Here is an 18,906-nt window from a genome sequence, read left to right as displayed (position 1 = left end):
GTGGATTCTGAGCTGACCTGATGAATTTGAACATTTCTGGACGAATCATAACTTACCAAGTTTAGGAACCATGCGCCATTCACCCAAAGCATGAGCAATCATCGTATATATTTTGGAGGATATGTGATCATCTTCATCCCAGTCCGGTTTATCATCACCTACTTGTTTATTTTCTGATGTTGATTTTCAGCTTGCTGATTTTTTATTCACCAGCGATTCCTCTGCGATGCGGATAGCAGAGTCATAAATACCTTTCCCATTCAACTCTCGCATTCTTTCGATCCCGACCTGGGCATTTTTGAACTCTCCCAGTGCCACCTGCATAGTGACCAAATTGTTCCAATAATTGAAATTGCTCGGCATAATAGCCAGGGCCCGCTGCATTAAACTATAGGCCAGCGGAATATTATGAACAACATTCGCGGCATAGTTGGCATAAAGGGTAACGACAGCCGCATCCTTAGGATAACGCTCCATAGCAAATAACAGAGTATTACCCAGCTGCATACGGTCCTGTTTTGTATATTTGCACACATTATTGTTGCTGCAATTAATTAAGGCATACAAAGCACTCACATCCTCGGCGCTCATCGGCTGGAAATTAATCTTTCTCCGCATGTCAATCCACCACATTGACTCAACCTTAAGATTGTTTTTCGCCGCCATAAAAATCATTGCCTGCTCCGCCTGTAGGCTAGCCCCCGGCAATCGTGACGTTTTCGCCATCTGGGTCATTCCCATATGGAATATAGCACTTTTAGCATCAGGAGACATAATCAGCATATTTCGCGCAAGATCATAATTTGCACGGGGAGATTCGGGATGGGTGGTCGCTTCAAAATAAGCCAACCGATAGGGGTTTCCCCAAATTTGAGATCTTATCGCAGTGAACAAAGCAAATAGAGAAATCATCGAAATAATGCCACTCAAAACTAAGGTACGGAGCACCTTACTGCGCTCGGCAACTGCTGGTTGCCAGGCCGAAGCCAGTCCCAACAATGCAATATATATCCCCCAACTGGGTAGATAATTACGATGTTCGTACACAAGCTCTAGAGGGAGATAAGTTGATACAAGCGCCTGACCACAAAAAAACCACAACACACCCAAGGCGAACAATTGTGCGCGCTTGCGAAGCCTGACGGCCAGACCAAGCAGCAAGGCAATCAAGACCCAGCTAGCTGCCGTTGTCCAGGGGGAAAACCAACCGGTGGAAACTAAAATATCATCGTGGTACAAACTTAGTGCGTTTGGGGTGGGTGCAATCAACCAATGCAAATAATCAACCAACACACGCCCCTCAGTCCATAAACGCTGTGCCAGATCAAATGGGCGCCCTGCATATGCATTACCATTGAGCGCACTTGGAACCGTAAGTAGCAACCCCGCAGCGCCCGGGAGCACCAGAGTCACAATGAACAGGAAAATCAGCTTCGGCTCAAAACCTCCTACACCCCTCCCGCGAAGCACCACCCACTCCAGCAAGAAGGCATACAACGGCAACATCACCCCTGTTTCCTTCGAAAAAGTTGCTAGGAGTGTACCGGCCACCAGCCCCGTCCAAATAAGCGGCCAAGCAAAACCCTTCCCCCCTATAAGACGCATACGACCTTCCCAATAGCACAGCAGGCCACCTAGCACGAAAAGGGCCGACAAACTCTCCATCCTCTGAATTACATATAGTACAGCAGTGAGTTGCATTGGGCTGAAAAGCCAAGCAGCCGTGACCAAAACAGCCAATAACTCCGGCGAAATCAACCAATCACGTTTGGTTGATCGCTGTTTAAAGACAAAGCATATTACCTGACTCGACAAGATGTAGATCAGAACACCATTTACCATATGAATCAGAACATTAATGAACTTTAATGGCCAAGGATCCGATCCGGTATACAAGGCCTGAGTAGCGAAGGTAAGCATCGCTAGCGGCCTATCAGTTGGACCTGAACCACTGGACCATATGGCAGACCAAAAATCTTTACTCAGAGTCCCTTGAGATAATACTGAGTTCGATATTAAGTTACCGTAATCATCAAAAACAAACCCGCCAGACAACCCCGGCCAGTAAACAACCATTAGAATCACAGATAAGAGGAATAAAAAAAATACTGGCCGAACCATAGACCCCCCGATCAACAAAATTTCTTCAACTTCCAACACTCATCTAAAAATCCAACACCTTAAATACGCCTAAGCTGTTTTCATTGATTCATTCAGCACTTTATATTCCATCGCACAGTAGCATAAAAAACCCCGCCGTGTGGCGGGGTTTTTAAACAAACGCACCGTAAATCTAACTGGACATCAGATTAGTTACGGCATGAAGAAGGGAGATATTTGTTCGGAACTGTTGTGCCGTTTACGCCATTAGGACTGCAACGGAACTGAACGCTACCACCATTTGTCGACGCGCTCAAAGTCAAGATATCTTTGTCAATCGCAGCATTTGCACGCTGTGGCGAAGTTTTGCTGAAGGTCACCTGTATCTGACCAGGAGCTGTACCCACATCCAACTGAGAAACGTAGTTGCCTGTAATAGAACCGGCTTTCGCCAATCCTGCCGAAGCATTGCTGGGGGGGAAGCGTCCGGTGTTGTTATAAAACTCAACTACGGCGGTCTTGGCGCCATCCGCCAGCGAGAGGCCTTCAGAAACCTGTGCTCGGATGGTGTAATCCTGGTACGCCGGGATGGCGATCGCCGCCAGAATACCGATGATCGCGATTACGATCATCAATTCAATCAGGGTGAAACCCTTTTGAATTTGCTTGCTCATCTGCTTGATCATGTGATCACTCCTTGTGGATTTGGGTGTCAGGGCGTATTGCCATGCTAGGCTCATAAAGCAAAGCCCATGCCAAAACCTGGTTCCCGCAAAAAAACGGGCTTTGCTGTAAAAAAATTCCGATAAAAATCGATTGGTGACAGCGCTCTCCGCCTCTTGGAACGTCACAACAGCCCCATCACCGGTTAAATACCATCAAAGAAGACAGCCAATCCAAACGAATGACGCGGGCACATTCCAGCTATGGCCAATTTTGTCATATAGCGACAATAAGGCACGGGGTCAGCGTCGTTAATTGTCAATTTTTGACAGAATTGCTCGCACATCAGCGCAATCAATCAGCGCATGCCGCAAACCGGGATACCGAGGCCGCCAATTCAGCGCCCGCTGGATGGCCTGCGCATCGATTCGCTTCGACTCACTCAGAAACTCACCCGCCATGGGGCGTGCTTGTGCCAGAACCTCGGCCAGCGGCAGGCACGGCGGCGGCGGCAGTCCGAAATGCGCCGCGGTCAGCAGGTATAGTTCCGTCATGGGTCGCGGCGCATTGTCCGAAATATTGAAAATTCCCTGCACGGGCGAGCCGGCATGAAGTCGGTCAATCAGGAGGCAGATGATATCGGCGAGATCATCCGCATGAATCCGGTTGGACCAGGGTGACTCATCCAGACAGACGACAGGTTCTCTGGCACGAATTCGCGCGAGCGGGAGCCGGTCGCAGGCATAAATCCCCGTGATCCGCAGTACGGTACAGGGGATTGCTCGTTGCGCGCACCAGGACAGAAACTGATTTTCGGCATCGACCCGTCGACGCCCGCGATCGTGCGCAGGGTTGACTGGCGTTTCCTCCGTGACCCATCCGCCCTGATGGTCGCCATAGACCCCGGTGGTACTGGCGTAGATGACCTGCGCCGGCTCGGCACCTGGCGCCATCGCGCTCAGCCAGCGCGCGACACGGGCATCGACAACTCCGCCTGTCGGTGGTGGGGCGAGGTAGACCCAGACCGAGCCCGGCGGAAGATCCGTCGGCAGATCACGATCGAGATCGAACGACACCCCGCGCCAGGTGGCGTTATGCCCCTGGGGCGCTTCGGGCTGCCGGCGGGCAAATGCGCACACGGCCATACCGGGAAGCTGACGCGCGACCCGGGCCGCGATATCGCCGTAGCCGATCAGCACAAGGGATGAATCGGATGCATGAGACATGATGATTCCCACCTAGAGCCGGGAGATTTCACATGAAGGAGACTGCCGACGCGGCACAGGATGGGAACTCCACCCCGAAACCACCCAGCACAGATAAATCAGGAAGGCGACTTGCCGAAGTGCTCCGCCAGGCGGGCCAGCTTTTCTTCCATCGTCAGTTTGGGCTCACTGGCGGTGGAAGGCATGGGTTTGGCGGATTCGCGGGCGTCGACGTCCGTTGCCCGCTTGGCCGAACGCTCTCCCTTGGTTCGCGCGCGGTCATTCTTGCCACGTGAAGGGCGCCTGCTCTCGGCATCAGCGCCATCTGCCGCCGAAACGGGGCGACGCTTGCCAGGTCGCTTGGCGCCACGCGCCGGACGATCGCCGGTATCAGTCTCCTGCCCTTCCGCCTGTTCGGTCTGCTGCGGCGCCTGAGCCGCACGCTGAGCGGCACGGTGCTGCTGGATGGCAGCAATCTGAGCCTTGGCGTACTCGCGCGCCTTGTCGTCAACTTCGTCAGCCGCATCCCCCGTCAGGGTGATGCGATGCGTGTTGTTGACCATGCCATAGTGGTAGGACAAGCGCGAGGTGTAGAACTTGATGCCGGTACGAATCGCCTGACTGTTCAGACCATCCAGGGCCGGGGGCCGGCTGGAAAGAATCTGCTGCAGGGTACCGATAGCCAGCGGCTTGACCGACCGCGGATCGCTAAAGAACGCCTGTGGCCAGGCCTCGATCAGGCGTGCGATCACGGCTTGGGGGGCAATCCGCTTTTTCTGCGCAGGTGCCTTCTGGGTATCGCCCGTATCGACATCCGACGACGCCGCCCTTGCCTCGGCTTCGGGCACGGTGTCGCCCGAGGTTTCGATCATGGGCGCTTCGGAGTCTGGTGAGCTGGCCTGAACGGCTTCGTCAACGGGCGGGCGGGTGGATTGCTCGGTCATAATCTAACGCTACAGGCCAAAAACACAGAGATCAGACGCGCAGCTTACCGGTTTAACAAGTCGTACACCACATCGGAAACGACCTTGCCCGCAATATTGGCAATCACGACATCGGGCCCCACTCGATAATACCGGTAACCCGGAGGCAACGGTTGCAGGCCGATCACCACCTCGCGGGGCAGCGGCTCGTAGGGGTACGGAGGCGGCCAGTGCGCCCCCCGCTCAAGCTTACGGATCTGGCCTGGCGGCATGCGCCGGTAGTAGTCGTCATCGTCGTGACGGCGATACCAATCATTGATGTACATCTGCTCACGGGACGTGATCCGAAAATGATCATGCCGCCGCTCATCCTCACGACGATCTGCGCGGTATTCATGGCGGTCTTCGCGATCGCGGTAACCCTCGTCCCGGTCATGGTGCCGCTCATAATGGTCGCCCCCGTGCCCACCACCGGCCCAGGGGGGCGGGTCCGCCCAAGCGGCCCCGACGCCCAGGCCCCCCAAGCCACTTCCCAGGCATGCCAAAATCGACACACGCAGCAAACTTGACGGTTTTAGTTTCACGATAACCTCCATGATAGTAACGGCTAGCCCCGCACGAATCGCATGAGCAATGCCACGAACCCGATCACGATCAACAGGATCACAGCCACATTCAACCATTCCGCCTGACTGCCCTTGCGACTTTCGCGCATCATCTGCGCGGCCCGTGGCCACAGGAACACGACCATTGCCAGGATCAGGACGGCGGAAAGTACTTTGATCCAATCCATTGTTTATCGACTCCGAGCAGGGGTTAGCCACCCCATGGCTCGCCCGCGTCAGACGGAGGAATCAGTCCCGGCTGGCGCCCAGCAGATTCAACAGGCTGACGAAGATGTTGAAGATATTGAGGTACAGGTTCACGGTCATCAGCAGATAGTTGTCGACGCCGCCATTGATCATCCGCCCGGTGTCATACAGGATAAAACCGCTCATCAAGAGGATGACGGCCGCGGACAGTGCCATCGAGAGCGCCGGCAGATGGAAGAACAGATTGCCCACCATCGCCAGCAACACGACGATCATGCCGACCATCAGAAATCCACCCATGAAGCTGAAGTCACGACGTGAAATCAGGGCATATGCGGACAACCCCAGGAAAATGGCCCCGGTGCCGCCCAGTGCGGTCAGCACGATCTGATCCCCGCCCTGCAGGTGCAGGTAGTAATTGAGGGTCGGACCGAGGCCGAGCCCCATCAGGCCGGTAATCGCAAACACGGTCACCAGCCCCATCCCGGATTCGGCCGTTCTCGGCAGCACGAACCAGATCAGGCCCATCGCGCCGAACATCGTGATCAGGGAAACCATCGGCGACAGTTGCATCGCCATGGAAACACCAGCCATGACCGCGCTGAACACCAGCGTCATGGAGAGCATCAGGTACGTATTGCGAATGAGCTTGTTGGTCGCCAGAAGCGACTCGCTCCGCTCGATCACCGTTGAGTTATTCAGTGCCATACAACCTTCCTCCAACTGGAAACGTACTGGGAATTCGACAACGAGTATACGACGCCGGTTCCGTCGCAACCACTTTTCCCAAAGGCAGATCCTGTACACGGGTCGACACCGGGCACGCCGGAATCGGCTACCATAGCCGCGCACATCCATTGCGCTCAGCCGAAGGAGAGACTGTCGATGACAGACATGGCCCGACACCCTCGCTCGATTCTGATTACCGGTTGTTCCTCCGGCATCGGACTCGTCACCGCACGGATGCTGAAGGACCGGGGCCACCACGTCGTGGCATCCGTCCGGCAGACCAAGGATCTCGACGCGTGGCCGCATGCAGACATTCCCGTGGTTCAGATCGATCTATCCGACGACACATCGATCGAATCGGGACTGCAGGCCGCGCTGGCGCATACCGAGGGTCGACTGGATGCCCTGTTCAACAACGGCGCCTACGGCCTGCCCGGCGCGGTCGAGGACCTGAGCCGCATCGCGCTGCGGGACCAGTTCGAGACGAATCTCTTCGGCTGGCAGGTCCTCACGAACCGGGTCATCCCGATCATGCGGGCCCAGGGATTCGGCCGGATCATCCAGAACAGCTCGGTGCTCGGCATCGCCGCCCTCTCCTACCGCGGGGCCTATGTCGCCAGCAAGTTCGCCCTGGAAGGACTGAGCGACACCCTGCGACAGGAACTCCGCGGCACGGGAATTGACGTGGCACTGATCGAACCGGGGCCGATCGAATCCCGTTTTCGCGCGAACGCCCTGATCGCCCTCAACCGCTACATCGATCTGGAACATTCCGTTCATGCCGCGAGCTACCAACGACAACTGGCACGACTCAACAAACCCGGCCCCGCCGCGCCCTTCACCCTGCCGCCCGAGGCCGTCGTGAAGCGCGTGATCCACGCCCTGGAGGCGGAACACCCCCGGGCCCGCTATCCGGTCACCTTCCCCACCTATCTGTTTGCCCTGCTTCGACGACTGCTGCCGACCCGCTGGATGGATCGGGTCCTGCTGGCCGCATCCGGCGGCGGCAAGCGGTAGGAGCCGACCCGCGCCATGCTCGGGATGATCGATTTTCAGCACACGAACTGGACGGCCACCTATGTCCTCGTGGAATGGGTGATCCGCCTGTCCGCCCTCATGATCATCCCGCTGCGGCGACCGCCCTCGGCCGCCACGGCCTGGCTGCTTCTGATCTTCTTCCAGCCCATGCTGGGCATGATCTTCTATCTGTTCGTGGGACGGCCCCGGGTCTCCCGCGCCCGCCAGCAGAAGATCGACACCCTGGAGCGCGCACTCGCGCCCAATCTGCAGCATCTGCAACAACAGCAGGCCGCGCACACCCGAACCGTGCTGCCCGAGCGGCTCCAGCCCGTAGCGCAGCTGGCCCGGCACTGGAGTGTTCTGCCGGAATTCGGCGGGAACTCCGTGCAGCTCCTGGAAACGGTACCGGCCTTCAGCGCTCAATTGGTCCGGGACATCGAGGCGGCCCGTCATTCGATCCACCTGCTGTTCTATATCGCCGCGCGCGATTCGGCGACGGAAGCCATTTTTGACGCGCTGGTGTCTGCCGCCCAACGGGGGATTGAAGTCCGGTTGATCATCGATGACTTCGGCAGCCGGGAATTCATGAAACCCCTGCTGGCGCTCGAAGCCCAGGGCCTCCGGGTCGCCCGCGCCTTTCCCCGCAGCAAGCTCCCCCACAAGGCGGCGCGATTCGATCTGCGCAATCACCGCAAGCTGATCGTCGTCGATGGGGTGACCGGCTACGCAGGATCGATGAACCTGATCCGGCCGGACAGCGAGCCGCCGATCGTCTACGAGGACATCATGCTTCGCCTGCAAGGCCCCGTCGTATTGGAGCTGCAGACTGTTTTCGCCGGAGACTGGTACATCGAGCGCAACGTCATGCTCACCGGCGAACAGTATTTCCCCGTCCCCATCGCCGTCGGGCGCGAAGTCTGCATCGGTCTGCCCAGCGGACCGGAGTATCCGGACCCGGTGCAGCAGCATCTCCTGCTCTCCCTGATTCACGTCAGCACGCAATCGATCCGGATCGTGACCCCCTACTTCGTGCCGGACGAACCCACGCTGATCGCCCTGAAAACCGCCGCTCAACGGGGCGTGGAGGTTGAGCTGATCCTCTCGGCACGACTCGATCAATGGTTCGTGCAATGGGCCCAGGAGTCCTACTACACCGAACTGTTGGAAATCGGCGTACTGATCCGCTGCTACCCCACCTGCTTCCTGCACACCAAGTTCGCCCTGTTCGATGACCGGATTTCCCTGATCGGCAGTGCCAATCTGGATGTGCGCTCATCCCTGATCAATGCCGAACTCGGCCTGCTGTTCTACACGCCCGGCACTGCCGAAATGTTGCAGCGACTGCTGGATCGCTACCGGGAGACCGCTGTCCTGCTTGAGGAAGAAACCTGGGCAAGCCGGAGCCGCTTCGCCACGCTTCGCCAGAATATCGCGCGCCTTACCAATCCGCTGCTTTGACGACCAAGGCTCCGACTGCCGATCTCCCCAGAGGGTTTTGGCACTCCTCCGAAATAATGACTAGAATCGAGAGGCACAGGCTGATTCGGGGCGACAGGGAAACGACCTTCCGCACGCTGGTCAAGGCCTTGATCGACGAGCATGGGGAATGGTTCTCAACGCGTCCGATCATCCCGGTGAAACAAACGAGTGGACCCCACGAAGGACGAAACGTTAATCAGGAGTGTGACGAATATGAAAAAGCTTGTAACCATGGGCGTAATCGCCTCAATGACGGTACTGGCCGGCTGTGCGCAGAACCCGTATCAGGGCGAGTACGGCAAAACCGCCACCGGCGCCACCATCGGCGCTGGCGCAGGGGCTTTGCTGGGCAACCTGGTCGCCGGTAAAGGGAACAAGACCGGCGGCACGCTGATCGGCGCCGCTGTCGGCGCGGGCGTCGGCGGCCTGATCGGCAACCAGATGGACAAACAGGCCGCCCAACTGCAGCAGCAGATGGCCAGCTCCGGTGTCCAGGTACAGCGCCAGGGTGACGGCATCCATCTGCAGGCCCCGGAAGCCATTACCTTCAATACCAACAGCGCGACGCTCAAGCCGCAGTTCCTGCCCGTTCTGCAACAATTGGCGCAGAGCATCAACCAATATCCCGGTACCCTGGTGCGCGTCGAGGGCAACACCGATTCACGCGGCTCGGCTGCCTATAACCAGCAGCTCTCCGAGAATCGCGCGCAAAGCGTGGCGAGCTACCTCATCCAATCAGGCGTTTCCCCGAACCGCATCCAGGCCATCGGCTACGGCATGACCCGTCCGATCGCCAGCAACGCGACTGCCGAAGGACGCGCCCAGAATCGTCGGGTCGACATCATGATCGTTCCCGCCCCGGGCCAGTAACGGTTCGTCTTCGGCTGGCGGCGCATGCCGCCGGCAACGCGGCAGCCATTCCGGCTGCCCGCATCACGCCCAACTGTCATCAAGACAGGCATGCCAAACGTTCCGGGATGACCTACACTGGAACCTGTACACAAGTTCACACCAGAAAATGCCCATCGGCTTTTCTGCCGCCCTGGAATACTGCAGGACCATGCCGGAAGACCTGACGCCCCACACGACATCGAATGATTCGGCCCGAATGGCTGCTCTGCAGGAACTCAGCATTCTCGACACGCCACCCGAAGCGATCTATGACCATCTGATCGAACTGCTCTGCGACGTATTCGACGCGCCCATCGGCGTATTCGCCCTGACGGAAGCGGAGCGGCACTGGTTCAAGGCCGTTCGCGGGCTGGATTTCACCTCACTGGCTCGCAATCAGTCTCTCTGCCCGATGGATCCAACGGCAACCCAAGCGACCAGTACGTCGGTTTGCGTCATCGCGGACTGTACGGACGATCCGCGCAATCGTGAAAAAATGTTGGTGCGCGACGAGCATGTCCGGTTCTATGCCGGAGCCCCCCTGCTGGTGGATGACACCGTTGCCGTGGGTACGCTCTGCCTGATGGATCGGAAACCCCGCACCTGGTCGTCCGACGATCAGGCACGGTTTGAACGGTTTGCCGCGCTGGCCCGGGATCTGCTGCAAAGACGTCTGGATCGCCAGCGCCTTGCCCACCGCGAGTCCGAACACGTGCGCAACGGGCTTGAACTGAACACCATTCTGCAAACCGCCGCCATCGGCATCGTCCGCATCGACCCCCGGGGAACGATCGAGGCCGTCAATCCGAGCGTGACCGCCATGTTCGGCTATCAACCCGAAGAGATTCTCGGACAGAACGTATCCCTGCTGATGCCGGAGCCGTGGCGCTCTGCGCACGACGGCTATATCGCCCGGTACCTGAGCACGCAAGATCCAAAGGTGATCGGGGCGGGGCGGAAGGTGAGCGGCCTGCACCGCGACGGCCGGACATTCCCGCTGCAGCTTGCCGTCAGCGAAATCCGAAGCGAAAGCCAGGTCCACTTCGTCGGGTTCCTTACCGACCTCAGTGCCCTGGCCCATGTCGAATCCGAACTGGACAGCGAACGCGCCCTGCTGCGCTCGATCATCGACAGCATCACGACCCCCATGTCCACCGTAGACCTGGACGGTCGGCTCATGCTCGTGAACAAGGCATTTGCGTCCTGCGCGGGCGCTTCGCCGGAGGCCATGCTCGGCCGGCCCGTGGCGGACTATCTCCCCGCCGAGGATGCGGCATTCAACGCCGAATCCAATCGACGGGTCGTCGAGACCGGGCGCAGTCTGTCGTTTCATGCGCCGACCACCATGCACGGCGAGCCGCACATCTTCGAAACGACCAAATCCCCCCTGCGCGATGCCCAGGGCGCGATCGCCGGCGTCGTCACCGTCTCCCAGGACATGACCGAACTGAACCAGCTGACCGAACAACTCAAGCAGGGCGAGCACCTGCGCAGCCTGGGCGAACGATTTGCCCATCTGGGGTTCTGGTCGCTCCGCTTCGGCGAGGAAACGATGGCCGTCAGCCCCGGCTTCGTCCAGCTGATCGGATTGCCGGAAGGAACCCAGCAACTGCCGCACCGCGCGCTGCGCGAACGCATCGACCCGATCTATCACGCGGCAATCGACCAGGAGATCGCCGCCGCCACCCAAGAGCACCGGCCCTTCCGTTTCGATTACGCTCTCATCGATAGCGTGGCGGCTGGCCGCTGGCTGAGAGCGCGGGGCAATATCGAACGCGATGCGAATGGTCGGCCCGTCCGTCTGATCGGCATCACTCAGGACGTGACCGAGGAGGTCAACGCCCGCCATCGCAGTGAACAGCAACGCCAACTGCTGGACGGGCTCAACAATGCCGTGCAGTCGTTCATGGCCAGCGTGGCACGGGCGGATGTCTGGCAACAGATGCTCGATCACCTGCTCATGCTCACCAAGGCCGATTTCGGGTTTCTCGGGGAAGTCATCCATGGCGAGGACCAGAGCCGCTGCCTGAAGATCCACGCGATCACCAATCTCTCGTGGAGCGCCGAATCGGATGCACTCTACGAGCGCGTGCTCGCGGGTGACATGATGTTCTGCAACGAGAACAATCTGATCGGCGCCGTCATGAAAACGGGCTCGGTCGTCGTCACGCATGATGTGATGAACGATCCGCGTCGCGGCGGACTGCCCCCCGGACACCCCGAACTGCGCAACTATCTGGCGATCCCGCTGTATCAGGGCACCGAACTCGTCGGCGTGGTCGCCATTGCGAACCGGGCAGAGGGTGTCAGCGAGGCCCTGGCCGAGTTTCTGGCGCCGTTCACCAGTACCTACGCGATCATGATTGCCAACTTTCGCCAGCACCTCGAACAGCAGGCGTTCCGTGCGGCGCTGATCGCCAGCAAGGAACAGGCGGAACAGGCCAACCGGGGCAAATCCGAGTTCCTGTCCAGCATGTCCCACGAATTGCGCACGCCGCTGAATGCCATCCTCGGCTTCGCCCAGTTGATGGCCGCCAGTCGCAAGGAACCGCTCAGCGAGAAGCAGCAGGGGTTCATCAACCACATTCTCAAGGCCGGGCAGCACTTGCTGCATCTGGTCAACGACGTACTCAACCTGGCCAAGATCGAGGCGGGCGAATTAAGCCTGTCCCTGGAGCCGATCGCCCTGGACCAGCTCGTGTCGGACCCGCTGCTGATGATTGCGGACATGGCCAAGGAAGCGGACATCACGCTGCACAACCACGTCGCCGAACAAAAAACCCTGTCGGAGACCGACATCGTCTGCGTCGACCTGACCCGGGCCAGACAGGTGCTGATGAACCTGATCAGCAACGCCATCAAGTACAACCGCCCCGGCGGTTCGGTCACGCTCCGCGCACTACCCCTGCAACTCAAGGATGACCGTCGCCCCATGCTGGGCCTCGCCATCGAGGACACGGGCATCGGCATCCCCCAGAGCAAACAGCATCGTCTGTTCCGCCCCTTCGAGCGCCTGGGCCAGGAAACCAGCTCGATCGAGGGGACCGGCATCGGCTTGATGATCACCAAGCAGATCGTGGAGCAAATGGGCGGTCTGATCGAGGTCGACAGCGAGGAAGGGGTCGGTTCGACCTTCTCGATCTTTCTGCCCGCCATGGTGCCGGGGCATGCCACCGGCTGCCACGGCGATGCGTCTGCGGAAACGCCCGAAGAAGATCTGGTTCCGGCGTCCGTTCCCGCAGCGCCCCAGTCGCCCTTCCTGTTGTTGTACGTCGAAGACAACCCGGCCAACGCGGCCCTGATGCGCGACATCATCGACGATCGGGAAGACACCGAGCTGCGTCTGGCAAGTACCGGCGAGCAGGGGCTCGAACTCGCCCTCAGCCTGCAGCCGGATTTGATCCTCATGGACATCAACCTGCCCGGCATCTCCGGTCAGCAGGCGGCCGCCCGGCTCAAGAAATGGAGCGACACCAGCCATATCCCGATCGTCGCTCTCTCGGCCGATGCCACGGCGCCGATCATGCGCGCCGCCGAGGACTCCGGACTGTTTGCGCAGTATCTGACCAAACCCTTGAATCTGGTCGAGCTCAACACGCTGCTCGACCAGCATATCGCCCGAAAACAGCGCGGAACGTCATCCTCATGAGCGCGCCACAAACCGACATGCACGACATGGATCTGGACAATGCCCGGCTCCTGGTGGTCGACGACAACCCCGTAAACCTCGAGGTACTCGCGGAGCTGCTCGACATGGCGGGCTACACCCAGGTGGTTCTGGAAACCAGCCCCGTGCGCGCCATCGAACGGTGGCGGAACGAGCCGTTCGACTTCCTCTTGCTCGATATCCGCATGCCGGAAATGAGCGGTCACGAGGTCATGGCCGAGCTGAAGCGCGACTTGGGACCGGACGAATACCTGCCCTGTATCGTCCTGACCGCGCAGACCGACATCGAGACCCAGCAATCGGCCCTCGAAGCCGGCGCCGTCGACTTCATCACGAAGCCGTTCAACTTCGACGAACTGCTGAAACGACTCAAGAACGCGCTCACCAACCGTTTCATCCACAAGCGTCAGAAACAGCGGCTCAACGAATTCGGTCAACGCATCGACGCCCAGCAACGTGCCCTGGCCGAGAAGGAGCATGACCTTACCTATCTCGCCGAGCGCGATTCGGTCACGGGATTGTTCAACCGCCGGGCGCTCAAGGGGCGGCTGCAGAACATGCTGAACGACCGCCCGCCTGCCGTGACCTGCCTGCTGATCGAGATCACCGACTCGGACCAGCTCCTGCTGATCGAGGGCGTCGAGTCCGTGGACGTATTCCTGCGCACCGTGGCCAGCCGACTGAAATACGTGCTCGACGACCATCTTGGCCTCTGTGGCGTCTGGGGCGGACAAACCTTTCTCTGCCTGCTCCCCTTCGGCCAGACAACCGCCGAACCGATCCTCCACCGAATGATGAGTGCCGTGTTCGCCCCTGTCGAGCAGGTCGACTTCGACGTATCGCTGCACGGTCGGGGCGGTTACGCTGAAATCGACCCCCAGGACGACGACGGCACGTTCGCGCCGGGCGCGGCGGACGAAGCCATCCGTCGTGCCGGGTTTGCCCTCGCCAGCCTGCCGAAGAACAGCAACGAAATCTGCCAGTTCAGTCCGGCCATGGCCGAGGTCGCCTTCCGCCGCCACCAGCTCGAACGCGATCTGCGCAGCGCGATGACCCAACCGGATCAGTTCCACCTGATGTACCAGCCCAAGATCGATCTGGTCACGGAAACCATCATCGGTTGCGAGGCCCTGATGCGCTGGCAGCACCCGATACACGGCCTGATCCCGCCGATGGAGTTCATCCCGCTGGCCGAGGAAAAAGGGCAGATCGTCGACCTGGGGCTCCTCGTCATCGAACAGGCGCTGACCTTCATCCGCCGGATGAATGACACGCTGGGTCGCCCCATCCCGATCGCCGTCAACGTATCGGGCTACCAGTTCGAACTGATGCGTGCCAAGAAGATGAGCCTGGTCACCGAGATCCAGCGGATGCTGACGGAGCACGCCATTGATCCCGAGTGGCTGGAAGTGGAAATCACCGAAACGGCGCTCATGAGCCATTTCGACCTGGTCGTCGAGCAGTTGTCGCAATTGCGGGGCATCGGCATCAAGGTTGCCCTGGACGACTTCGGCACCGGCTACTCGTCGTTTTCCTATCTGCAGAAGCTACCCATCTCGACCCTCAAGATCGACCGCTCCTTCGTGGACAAGGCATCGGACGATCGCCGCCAGACCGCCCTGCTCCACTCGATCATCACCCTGGCCGAGGCGCTGGACCTGACCACCGTTGCCGAAGGTGTCGAGACCCTGGCCGACATCGATCTGCTCAAAAATCTGCGCTGCCCCCTGGCACAGGGGTATTATTACAGCCGGCCGGTGAGCGACACGGCCATGCTGGATCTGTTGAAGACCCCGGGCAAACTCAGTCCCGCCCACGAACGTCGCTGACAACCCGACGGATCCACGGCGACACGCGCCGCTACGACCCTGCGCGAATCCATCACGAATCAACTGACCGAACATCATGTCTCAAAATTCGAACAATGCCCGCCAGAATGCCCTCGACTACCATGAGCACCCCATTCCCGGCAAAACCGCCACAGCCCTGACCAAACCCACCGCCACGGCGCATGATCTGGCACTGGCGTACTCCCCGGGCGTCGCCGAGCCGGTACGCGCCATCGCGGCCGATCCGGCCGACGCCTACCGCTATACCAACAAGGGCAATCTGGTCGGCGTCATTTCCGATGGCTCGGCCATTCTCGGCCTCGGCAACCTCGGCGCGCTGGCCAGCAAACCGGTCATGGAAGGAAAGGCACTGCTCTTCAAGAAATTTGCCAACATCGACGCCGTGGATCTGGAAATCGGGACCCAGGACCCGGCCGAATTCATCGAGACGGTTCGGCGACTCGGCCCCAGCTTCGGCGGCATCAATCTCGAGGACATCAGCGCCCCGCGCTGTTTCGAGATCGAACGCGCCCTGATCGAATCCATGGACATTCCGGTCTTCCACGACGATCAGCACGGCACGGCCATCATCATCGCCGCGGCGCTCACCAATGCCCTGCGCCTGCAGGGCAAGTCCCTCGACGACATCCGTCTGGTGCTGGTCGGTGCCGGCGCTGCCGGAACGGCCACCCTGAACCTGCTCTCGGACATGGGCCTGAATCGTGCGCGATTGCGCGTGGTGGACCGTGTCGGCGTCCTGCACACCGAACTGGACGACCTGCCGTCGCATCATGCCGACGTGGCCGCCGAGACGGACGACCGCACGCTGGAAGACGCACTGAAGGGTGCCGACGTCTTCATCGGACTCTCCGCGCCGAACCTGTTGACGCCGGACATGCTCATGAGCATGAACGAACGCCCCATCGTCTTCGCCCTCGCCAATCCGGACCCGGAAATCCGGCCCGAACTGGCCCATTCCGTACGCGACGACCTGATCATGGCGACGGGCCGCAGCGACTATCCGAACCAGGTGAACAACGTCCTCGCCTTCCCGTTCATTTTCCGGGGCACCCTCGACTGCCGCGCATCGCGGATCACCCCGGCCATGAAGATCGCCTGCGTCGAGGCCCTGGCGGCCCTCGCCCGCGAACCGGTACCCGCCTCCGTGCTGTCCGCCTACGGCGCCGCCGACCTGAGCTTCGGCCCCGAATACATCCTGCCCAAGCCTTTCGACCCGCGTCTGATCGAGCGGCTGCCCCCGGCGGTGGCCGCCGCCGCCGCCGCGGACGGCGTGGCGCGGATGCCCTATCGCCCCTACCCGAACGCGACCGGCGCATGAGCGACACCCCTGCCAGCGACCGGGTGAGCCGCGCCTGGCTGATCGATTCCCACGCCCAGATCTGGCGCGCCTGGCATGGTGCCGACAAGGCGATGGTGGATGCCGAGAACCGGCCGGTCGGCGCCGTTCAGGGCTTCGCCGACAGCCTGCTCAACCTGCTCGAATCCGTCTTCGGCACCCATCTGGCCTCACCCGTCGCGATCCACCCGGAACAGGGGCCGATCGTGGCCTGCGCCTTCGATGCGCCCTGCGGACGCGGGTTTCGTCAGTCGATCTACCCGGACTACAAGGCACACCGGCCACCCGCTCCCGAAGATCTCAAGGCCCAGCTGCCGCGCTGCCGCCAGCTGGCCGAGGCCGCCGGCCTCATGGCCATCGATTTCCCCGGCTACGAGGCCGATGACGTGATCGGCACCCTCGCCACGCGCCTGCGCGGCCGGGCTCGGGCGATCACCATCATCACCGGCGACAAGGATCTGGCCCAGCTGCTGGGGCCGGACGACCGCTGGTTCAACCCCATGCGCCAGATCGTGCTGGCCTACGGCGACGTGGAGCGGCGTTACGGCGTCAAGCCGACGCAGATCGCCGACTGGCTCGCCCTGACCGGCGACACGGCGGACAACATTCCCGGCGTGCCGGGTATCGGGCCACGCATTGCGGGCAACCTCCTGAAGAAACACGGGACCATCGATGGCATCTACGCCAATCTCGCGGCCGTGTACGGCATGAAGTTCCGCGGTGCGCCCCGCGCCCAGAAACTGCTGGCCGAACACGAGCCGCTGGTGCGATTGAGCCGGAAACTGACCGGCATCGTCTGCGATCTGCCGCTGGAACAGCTGCCCGCGCCCTGGATGGGCATTCGCCCGGACCTGCCCGATCTGCTGCGTGCGGCGGGTGTGGACGAAGGGCGTATCGCCCGTTGGACGCGCTTGCCCCGCGCGCCGTCGCCCCCCGACGGCGAACCCCTCACGGCCGACCTTTCGGCGATGACGACTGGGATGCCTCACCGCCACGAGTTGGCCCCCGTATCACGCTAGGTCGCACGCTATGACCCGGCTGATCGCCTTCAACAAGCCGTTCGACGTCCTCTCGCAGTTCACTCCGGAACCGGGATGCGCCGCCGGCACCCTCGCGGACTTCATCGATCTGCCGGGCGTCTATACTGCCGGCCGGCTGGATCGTGACAGCGAGGGCCTGCTGCTCCTGACGGACGACGGACGCCTGCAGGCCCGACTCAGCCACCCCGATCACAAGCAGGCCAAAACCTACCTGGCCCAGGTGGAGGGCGAGATCGACGACGAAGCCCTCGCCAAACTCCGATCCGGCGTACAGCTCAAGGACGGCCTGACCCGGCCGGCCGAAGCGCACCGCGTCCCGGAACCGGACTGGCTCTGGCCCCGCCAGCCCCCGGTCCGGTTTCGCAAGGCGATCCCCACGAGTTGGCTGGAACTCACCATCACCGAGGGGCGCAACCGTCAGGTCCGCCGCATGACGGCGGCGGTCGGTCTGCCGACCCTGCGCCTGATCCGCACGACGATCGGTCCCTATCACCTGGACGACCTCCCGCCGGGACAATGGCGGGAGCTCGCCCCCCTCCCCCGCTGATCGCCCGACCACCGAAAACCCTCAGCTGTGCGATGGCTCGATCACCACGGTACAGGTCATGCCGGCAGCGAGATGAATCCCCTCCGGCACGGCATCGAGGCGGATACGCACCGGAATCCGGCTGGCCAGACGCACCCAGTTGAAGACGGGATTGACGTTGGCCGTGAGATCGGCGGCAACCGGGTTGTCCCGGTCGGTAATGGCCCGGGCGATACTTTCCACCCGCCCCGATAGTGCCTGGGCATGCCCAAGCAGCGTCACCTGCGCCCGATCCCCCACGGCGACGTGGCGCAGACGCGTCTCCTCGAAGTAGCCGTACACCCAGTAGGAATGGGCGTCGACCACGGCCATCTTCGATGCGCCCACCTCGGCATAATCCCCCGGCCTCAGCAGCAGATTGGTGACGTAACCATCCACCGGCGCATGGACCGTCGTACGCGCCAGATTCAGTTCGGCCAGCGCCAATGCGCTTTTCGCCTGAGCATACCGAACTTGTGTCGCCGCCTCGTCTGAATCATGAATAATTTTTCAATTCAGTTGGTTACAAAATATGTTCAAGTCAACGAACCATTGCTTCCTCCGCTTTTTACTGTCTGGATTTACTACATATCTGACTAACTAAGCACTCATGCATTTATTTAAAT

At 60.5% G+C, this 18,906-nt stretch carries 16 protein-coding genes; 8 read left to right on the top strand and 8 right to left on the bottom strand.

Annotated features, from left to right (window positions below):
- Positions 1-186 precede the first annotated feature (186 nt).
- The 7 genes from A9404_RS10255 to A9404_RS10220 all read right to left on the bottom strand — a co-directional run bounded on the left by A9404_RS10255 (position 187) and on the right by A9404_RS10220 (position 6,411).
- Positions 187-2,160, bottom strand: coding sequence for a tetratricopeptide repeat protein (locus tag A9404_RS10255; RefSeq protein ID WP_156521308.1), 1,974 nt, complete (start codon positions 2,158-2,160; stop codon positions 187-189).
- 149 nt (positions 2,161-2,309) lie between these two features.
- Positions 2,310-2,774, bottom strand: a complete 465-nt coding sequence (locus tag A9404_RS10250; protein WP_066103233.1) for a pilin — start codon at positions 2,772-2,774, stop codon at positions 2,310-2,312.
- A gap of 300 nt (positions 2,775-3,074) precedes the next feature.
- Positions 3,075-3,989 carry an NAD-dependent epimerase/dehydratase family protein gene (locus A9404_RS10245; RefSeq protein WP_082922905.1) on the bottom strand — a complete coding sequence of 305 codons (915 nt, stop codon included), beginning with the start codon at positions 3,987-3,989 and terminating at the stop codon, positions 3,075-3,077.
- Between the two features lie 98 nt (positions 3,990-4,087).
- On the bottom strand, positions 4,088-4,912 hold the full coding sequence (locus A9404_RS10240) for a ProQ/FINO family protein (protein WP_066101104.1): 825 nt from the start codon (positions 4,910-4,912) through the stop codon (positions 4,088-4,090).
- 44 nt (positions 4,913-4,956) lie between these two features.
- The gene (locus tag A9404_RS13440) at positions 4,957-5,475 is read right to left on the bottom strand and encodes a hypothetical protein (RefSeq protein WP_156521307.1); all 519 of its coding nucleotides are present in this window, start codon (positions 5,473-5,475) and stop codon (positions 4,957-4,959) included.
- 23 nt (positions 5,476-5,498) lie between these two features.
- Positions 5,499-5,684, bottom strand: coding sequence for a hypothetical protein (locus tag A9404_RS10225; RefSeq protein ID WP_066101091.1), 186 nt, complete (start codon positions 5,682-5,684; stop codon positions 5,499-5,501).
- A gap of 61 nt (positions 5,685-5,745) precedes the next feature.
- A complete protein-coding gene (locus A9404_RS10220) occupies positions 5,746-6,411 on the bottom strand; it encodes a Bax inhibitor-1/YccA family protein (RefSeq protein ID WP_066101088.1) in 666 nt (221 codons plus the stop codon).
- A 177-nt stretch (positions 6,412-6,588) separates the two neighbouring features.
- Here A9404_RS10220 and A9404_RS10215 point away from each other — a divergent pair, with 177 nt between their 5' ends.
- The 8 genes from A9404_RS10215 to A9404_RS10180 all read left to right on the top strand — a co-directional run bounded on the left by A9404_RS10215 (position 6,589) and on the right by A9404_RS10180 (position 18,262).
- Positions 6,589-7,449, top strand: a complete 861-nt coding sequence (locus A9404_RS10215) for an SDR family oxidoreductase (RefSeq protein ID WP_082922904.1) — start codon at positions 6,589-6,591, stop codon at positions 7,447-7,449.
- Between the two features lie 15 nt (positions 7,450-7,464).
- Entirely contained in the window at positions 7,465-8,910 is a 1,446-nt protein-coding gene (gene cls, locus A9404_RS10210) for a cardiolipin synthase (RefSeq protein WP_082922903.1), read from the top strand.
- A 234-nt stretch (positions 8,911-9,144) separates the two neighbouring features.
- Positions 9,145-9,801 carry an OmpA family protein gene (locus A9404_RS10205; protein WP_066101085.1) on the top strand — a complete coding sequence of 219 codons (657 nt, stop codon included), beginning with the start codon at positions 9,145-9,147 and terminating at the stop codon, positions 9,799-9,801.
- Between the two features lie 238 nt (positions 9,802-10,039).
- Positions 10,040-13,471: a PAS domain S-box protein gene (locus A9404_RS10200; protein ID WP_231880901.1), complete on the top strand. Its 3,432-nt coding sequence runs from the start codon at positions 10,040-10,042 to the stop codon at positions 13,469-13,471.
- Positions 13,468-15,318 (top strand): putative bifunctional diguanylate cyclase/phosphodiesterase, encoded by a 1,851-nt coding sequence (locus A9404_RS10195; protein ID WP_066101082.1) that lies wholly within the window; start codon positions 13,468-13,470, stop codon positions 15,316-15,318. The genes A9404_RS10200 and A9404_RS10195 overlap by 4 nt, the downstream gene beginning before the upstream one ends.
- A 76-nt stretch (positions 15,319-15,394) precedes the next feature.
- Positions 15,395-16,657 (top strand): malic enzyme-like NAD(P)-binding protein, encoded by a 1,263-nt coding sequence (locus A9404_RS10190; RefSeq protein WP_066101079.1) that lies wholly within the window; start codon positions 15,395-15,397, stop codon positions 16,655-16,657.
- On the top strand, positions 16,654-17,694 hold the full coding sequence (locus A9404_RS10185) for a 5'-3' exonuclease (protein ID WP_066101076.1): 1,041 nt from the start codon (positions 16,654-16,656) through the stop codon (positions 17,692-17,694). The genes A9404_RS10190 and A9404_RS10185 overlap by 4 nt, the downstream gene beginning before the upstream one ends.
- Positions 17,695-17,704: 10 nt before the next feature.
- Positions 17,705-18,262 carry an rRNA large subunit pseudouridine synthase E gene (locus A9404_RS10180; RefSeq protein ID WP_066101073.1) on the top strand — a complete coding sequence of 186 codons (558 nt, stop codon included), beginning with the start codon at positions 17,705-17,707 and terminating at the stop codon, positions 18,260-18,262.
- 21 nt (positions 18,263-18,283) lie between these two features.
- Here A9404_RS10180 and A9404_RS10175 read toward each other — a convergent pair whose 3' ends face one another.
- Positions 18,284-18,727, bottom strand: a complete 444-nt coding sequence (locus A9404_RS10175; protein ID WP_066101067.1) for an HlyD family efflux transporter periplasmic adaptor subunit — start codon at positions 18,725-18,727, stop codon at positions 18,284-18,286.
- Positions 18,728-18,906 lie beyond the last annotated feature (179 nt).

This window comes from Halothiobacillus diazotrophicus, from assembly GCF_001663815.1.
GTDB classification, from domain to species: Bacteria; Pseudomonadota; Gammaproteobacteria; order Halothiobacillales; family Halothiobacillaceae; genus Halothiobacillus; species Halothiobacillus diazotrophicus.
The sequence above is the reverse complement of the archived record's forward strand: the minus strand, read 5'-3'. Positions and strand labels throughout refer to the sequence as shown.

Bases quoted from the DNA above. Each gene is read 5' to 3' on its own strand.
- A9404_RS10250 (WP_066103233.1), bottom strand. From the start codon at position 2,774: ATGAGCAAGCAAATTCAAAAGGGTTTCACCCTGATTGAATTGATGATC.
- A9404_RS10245 (WP_082922905.1), bottom strand. From the start codon at position 3,989: ATGTCTCATGCATCCGATTCATCCCTTGTGCTGATCGGCTACGGCGAT.
- A9404_RS10240 (WP_066101104.1), bottom strand. From the start codon at position 4,912: ATGACCGAGCAATCCACCCGCCCGCCCGTTGACGAAGCCGTTCAGGCC.
- A9404_RS10225 (WP_066101091.1), bottom strand. From the start codon at position 5,684: ATGGATTGGATCAAAGTACTTTCCGCCGTCCTGATCCTGGCAATGGTC.
- A9404_RS10220 (WP_066101088.1), bottom strand. From the start codon at position 6,411: ATGGCACTGAATAACTCAACGGTGATCGAGCGGAGCGAGTCGCTTCTG.
- A9404_RS10215 (WP_082922904.1), top strand. From the start codon at position 6,589: ATGACAGACATGGCCCGACACCCTCGCTCGATTCTGATTACCGGTTGT.
- cls (WP_082922903.1), top strand. From the start codon at position 7,465: ATGCTCGGGATGATCGATTTTCAGCACACGAACTGGACGGCCACCTAT.
- A9404_RS10205 (WP_066101085.1), top strand. From the start codon at position 9,145: ATGAAAAAGCTTGTAACCATGGGCGTAATCGCCTCAATGACGGTACTG.
- A9404_RS10200 (WP_231880901.1), top strand. From the start codon at position 10,040: ATGGCTGCTCTGCAGGAACTCAGCATTCTCGACACGCCACCCGAAGCG.
- A9404_RS10195 (WP_066101082.1), top strand. From the start codon at position 13,468: ATGAGCGCGCCACAAACCGACATGCACGACATGGATCTGGACAATGCC.
- A9404_RS10190 (WP_066101079.1), top strand. From the start codon at position 15,395: ATGTCTCAAAATTCGAACAATGCCCGCCAGAATGCCCTCGACTACCAT.
- A9404_RS10185 (WP_066101076.1), top strand. From the start codon at position 16,654: ATGAGCGACACCCCTGCCAGCGACCGGGTGAGCCGCGCCTGGCTGATC.
- A9404_RS10180 (WP_066101073.1), top strand. From the start codon at position 17,705: ATGACCCGGCTGATCGCCTTCAACAAGCCGTTCGACGTCCTCTCGCAG.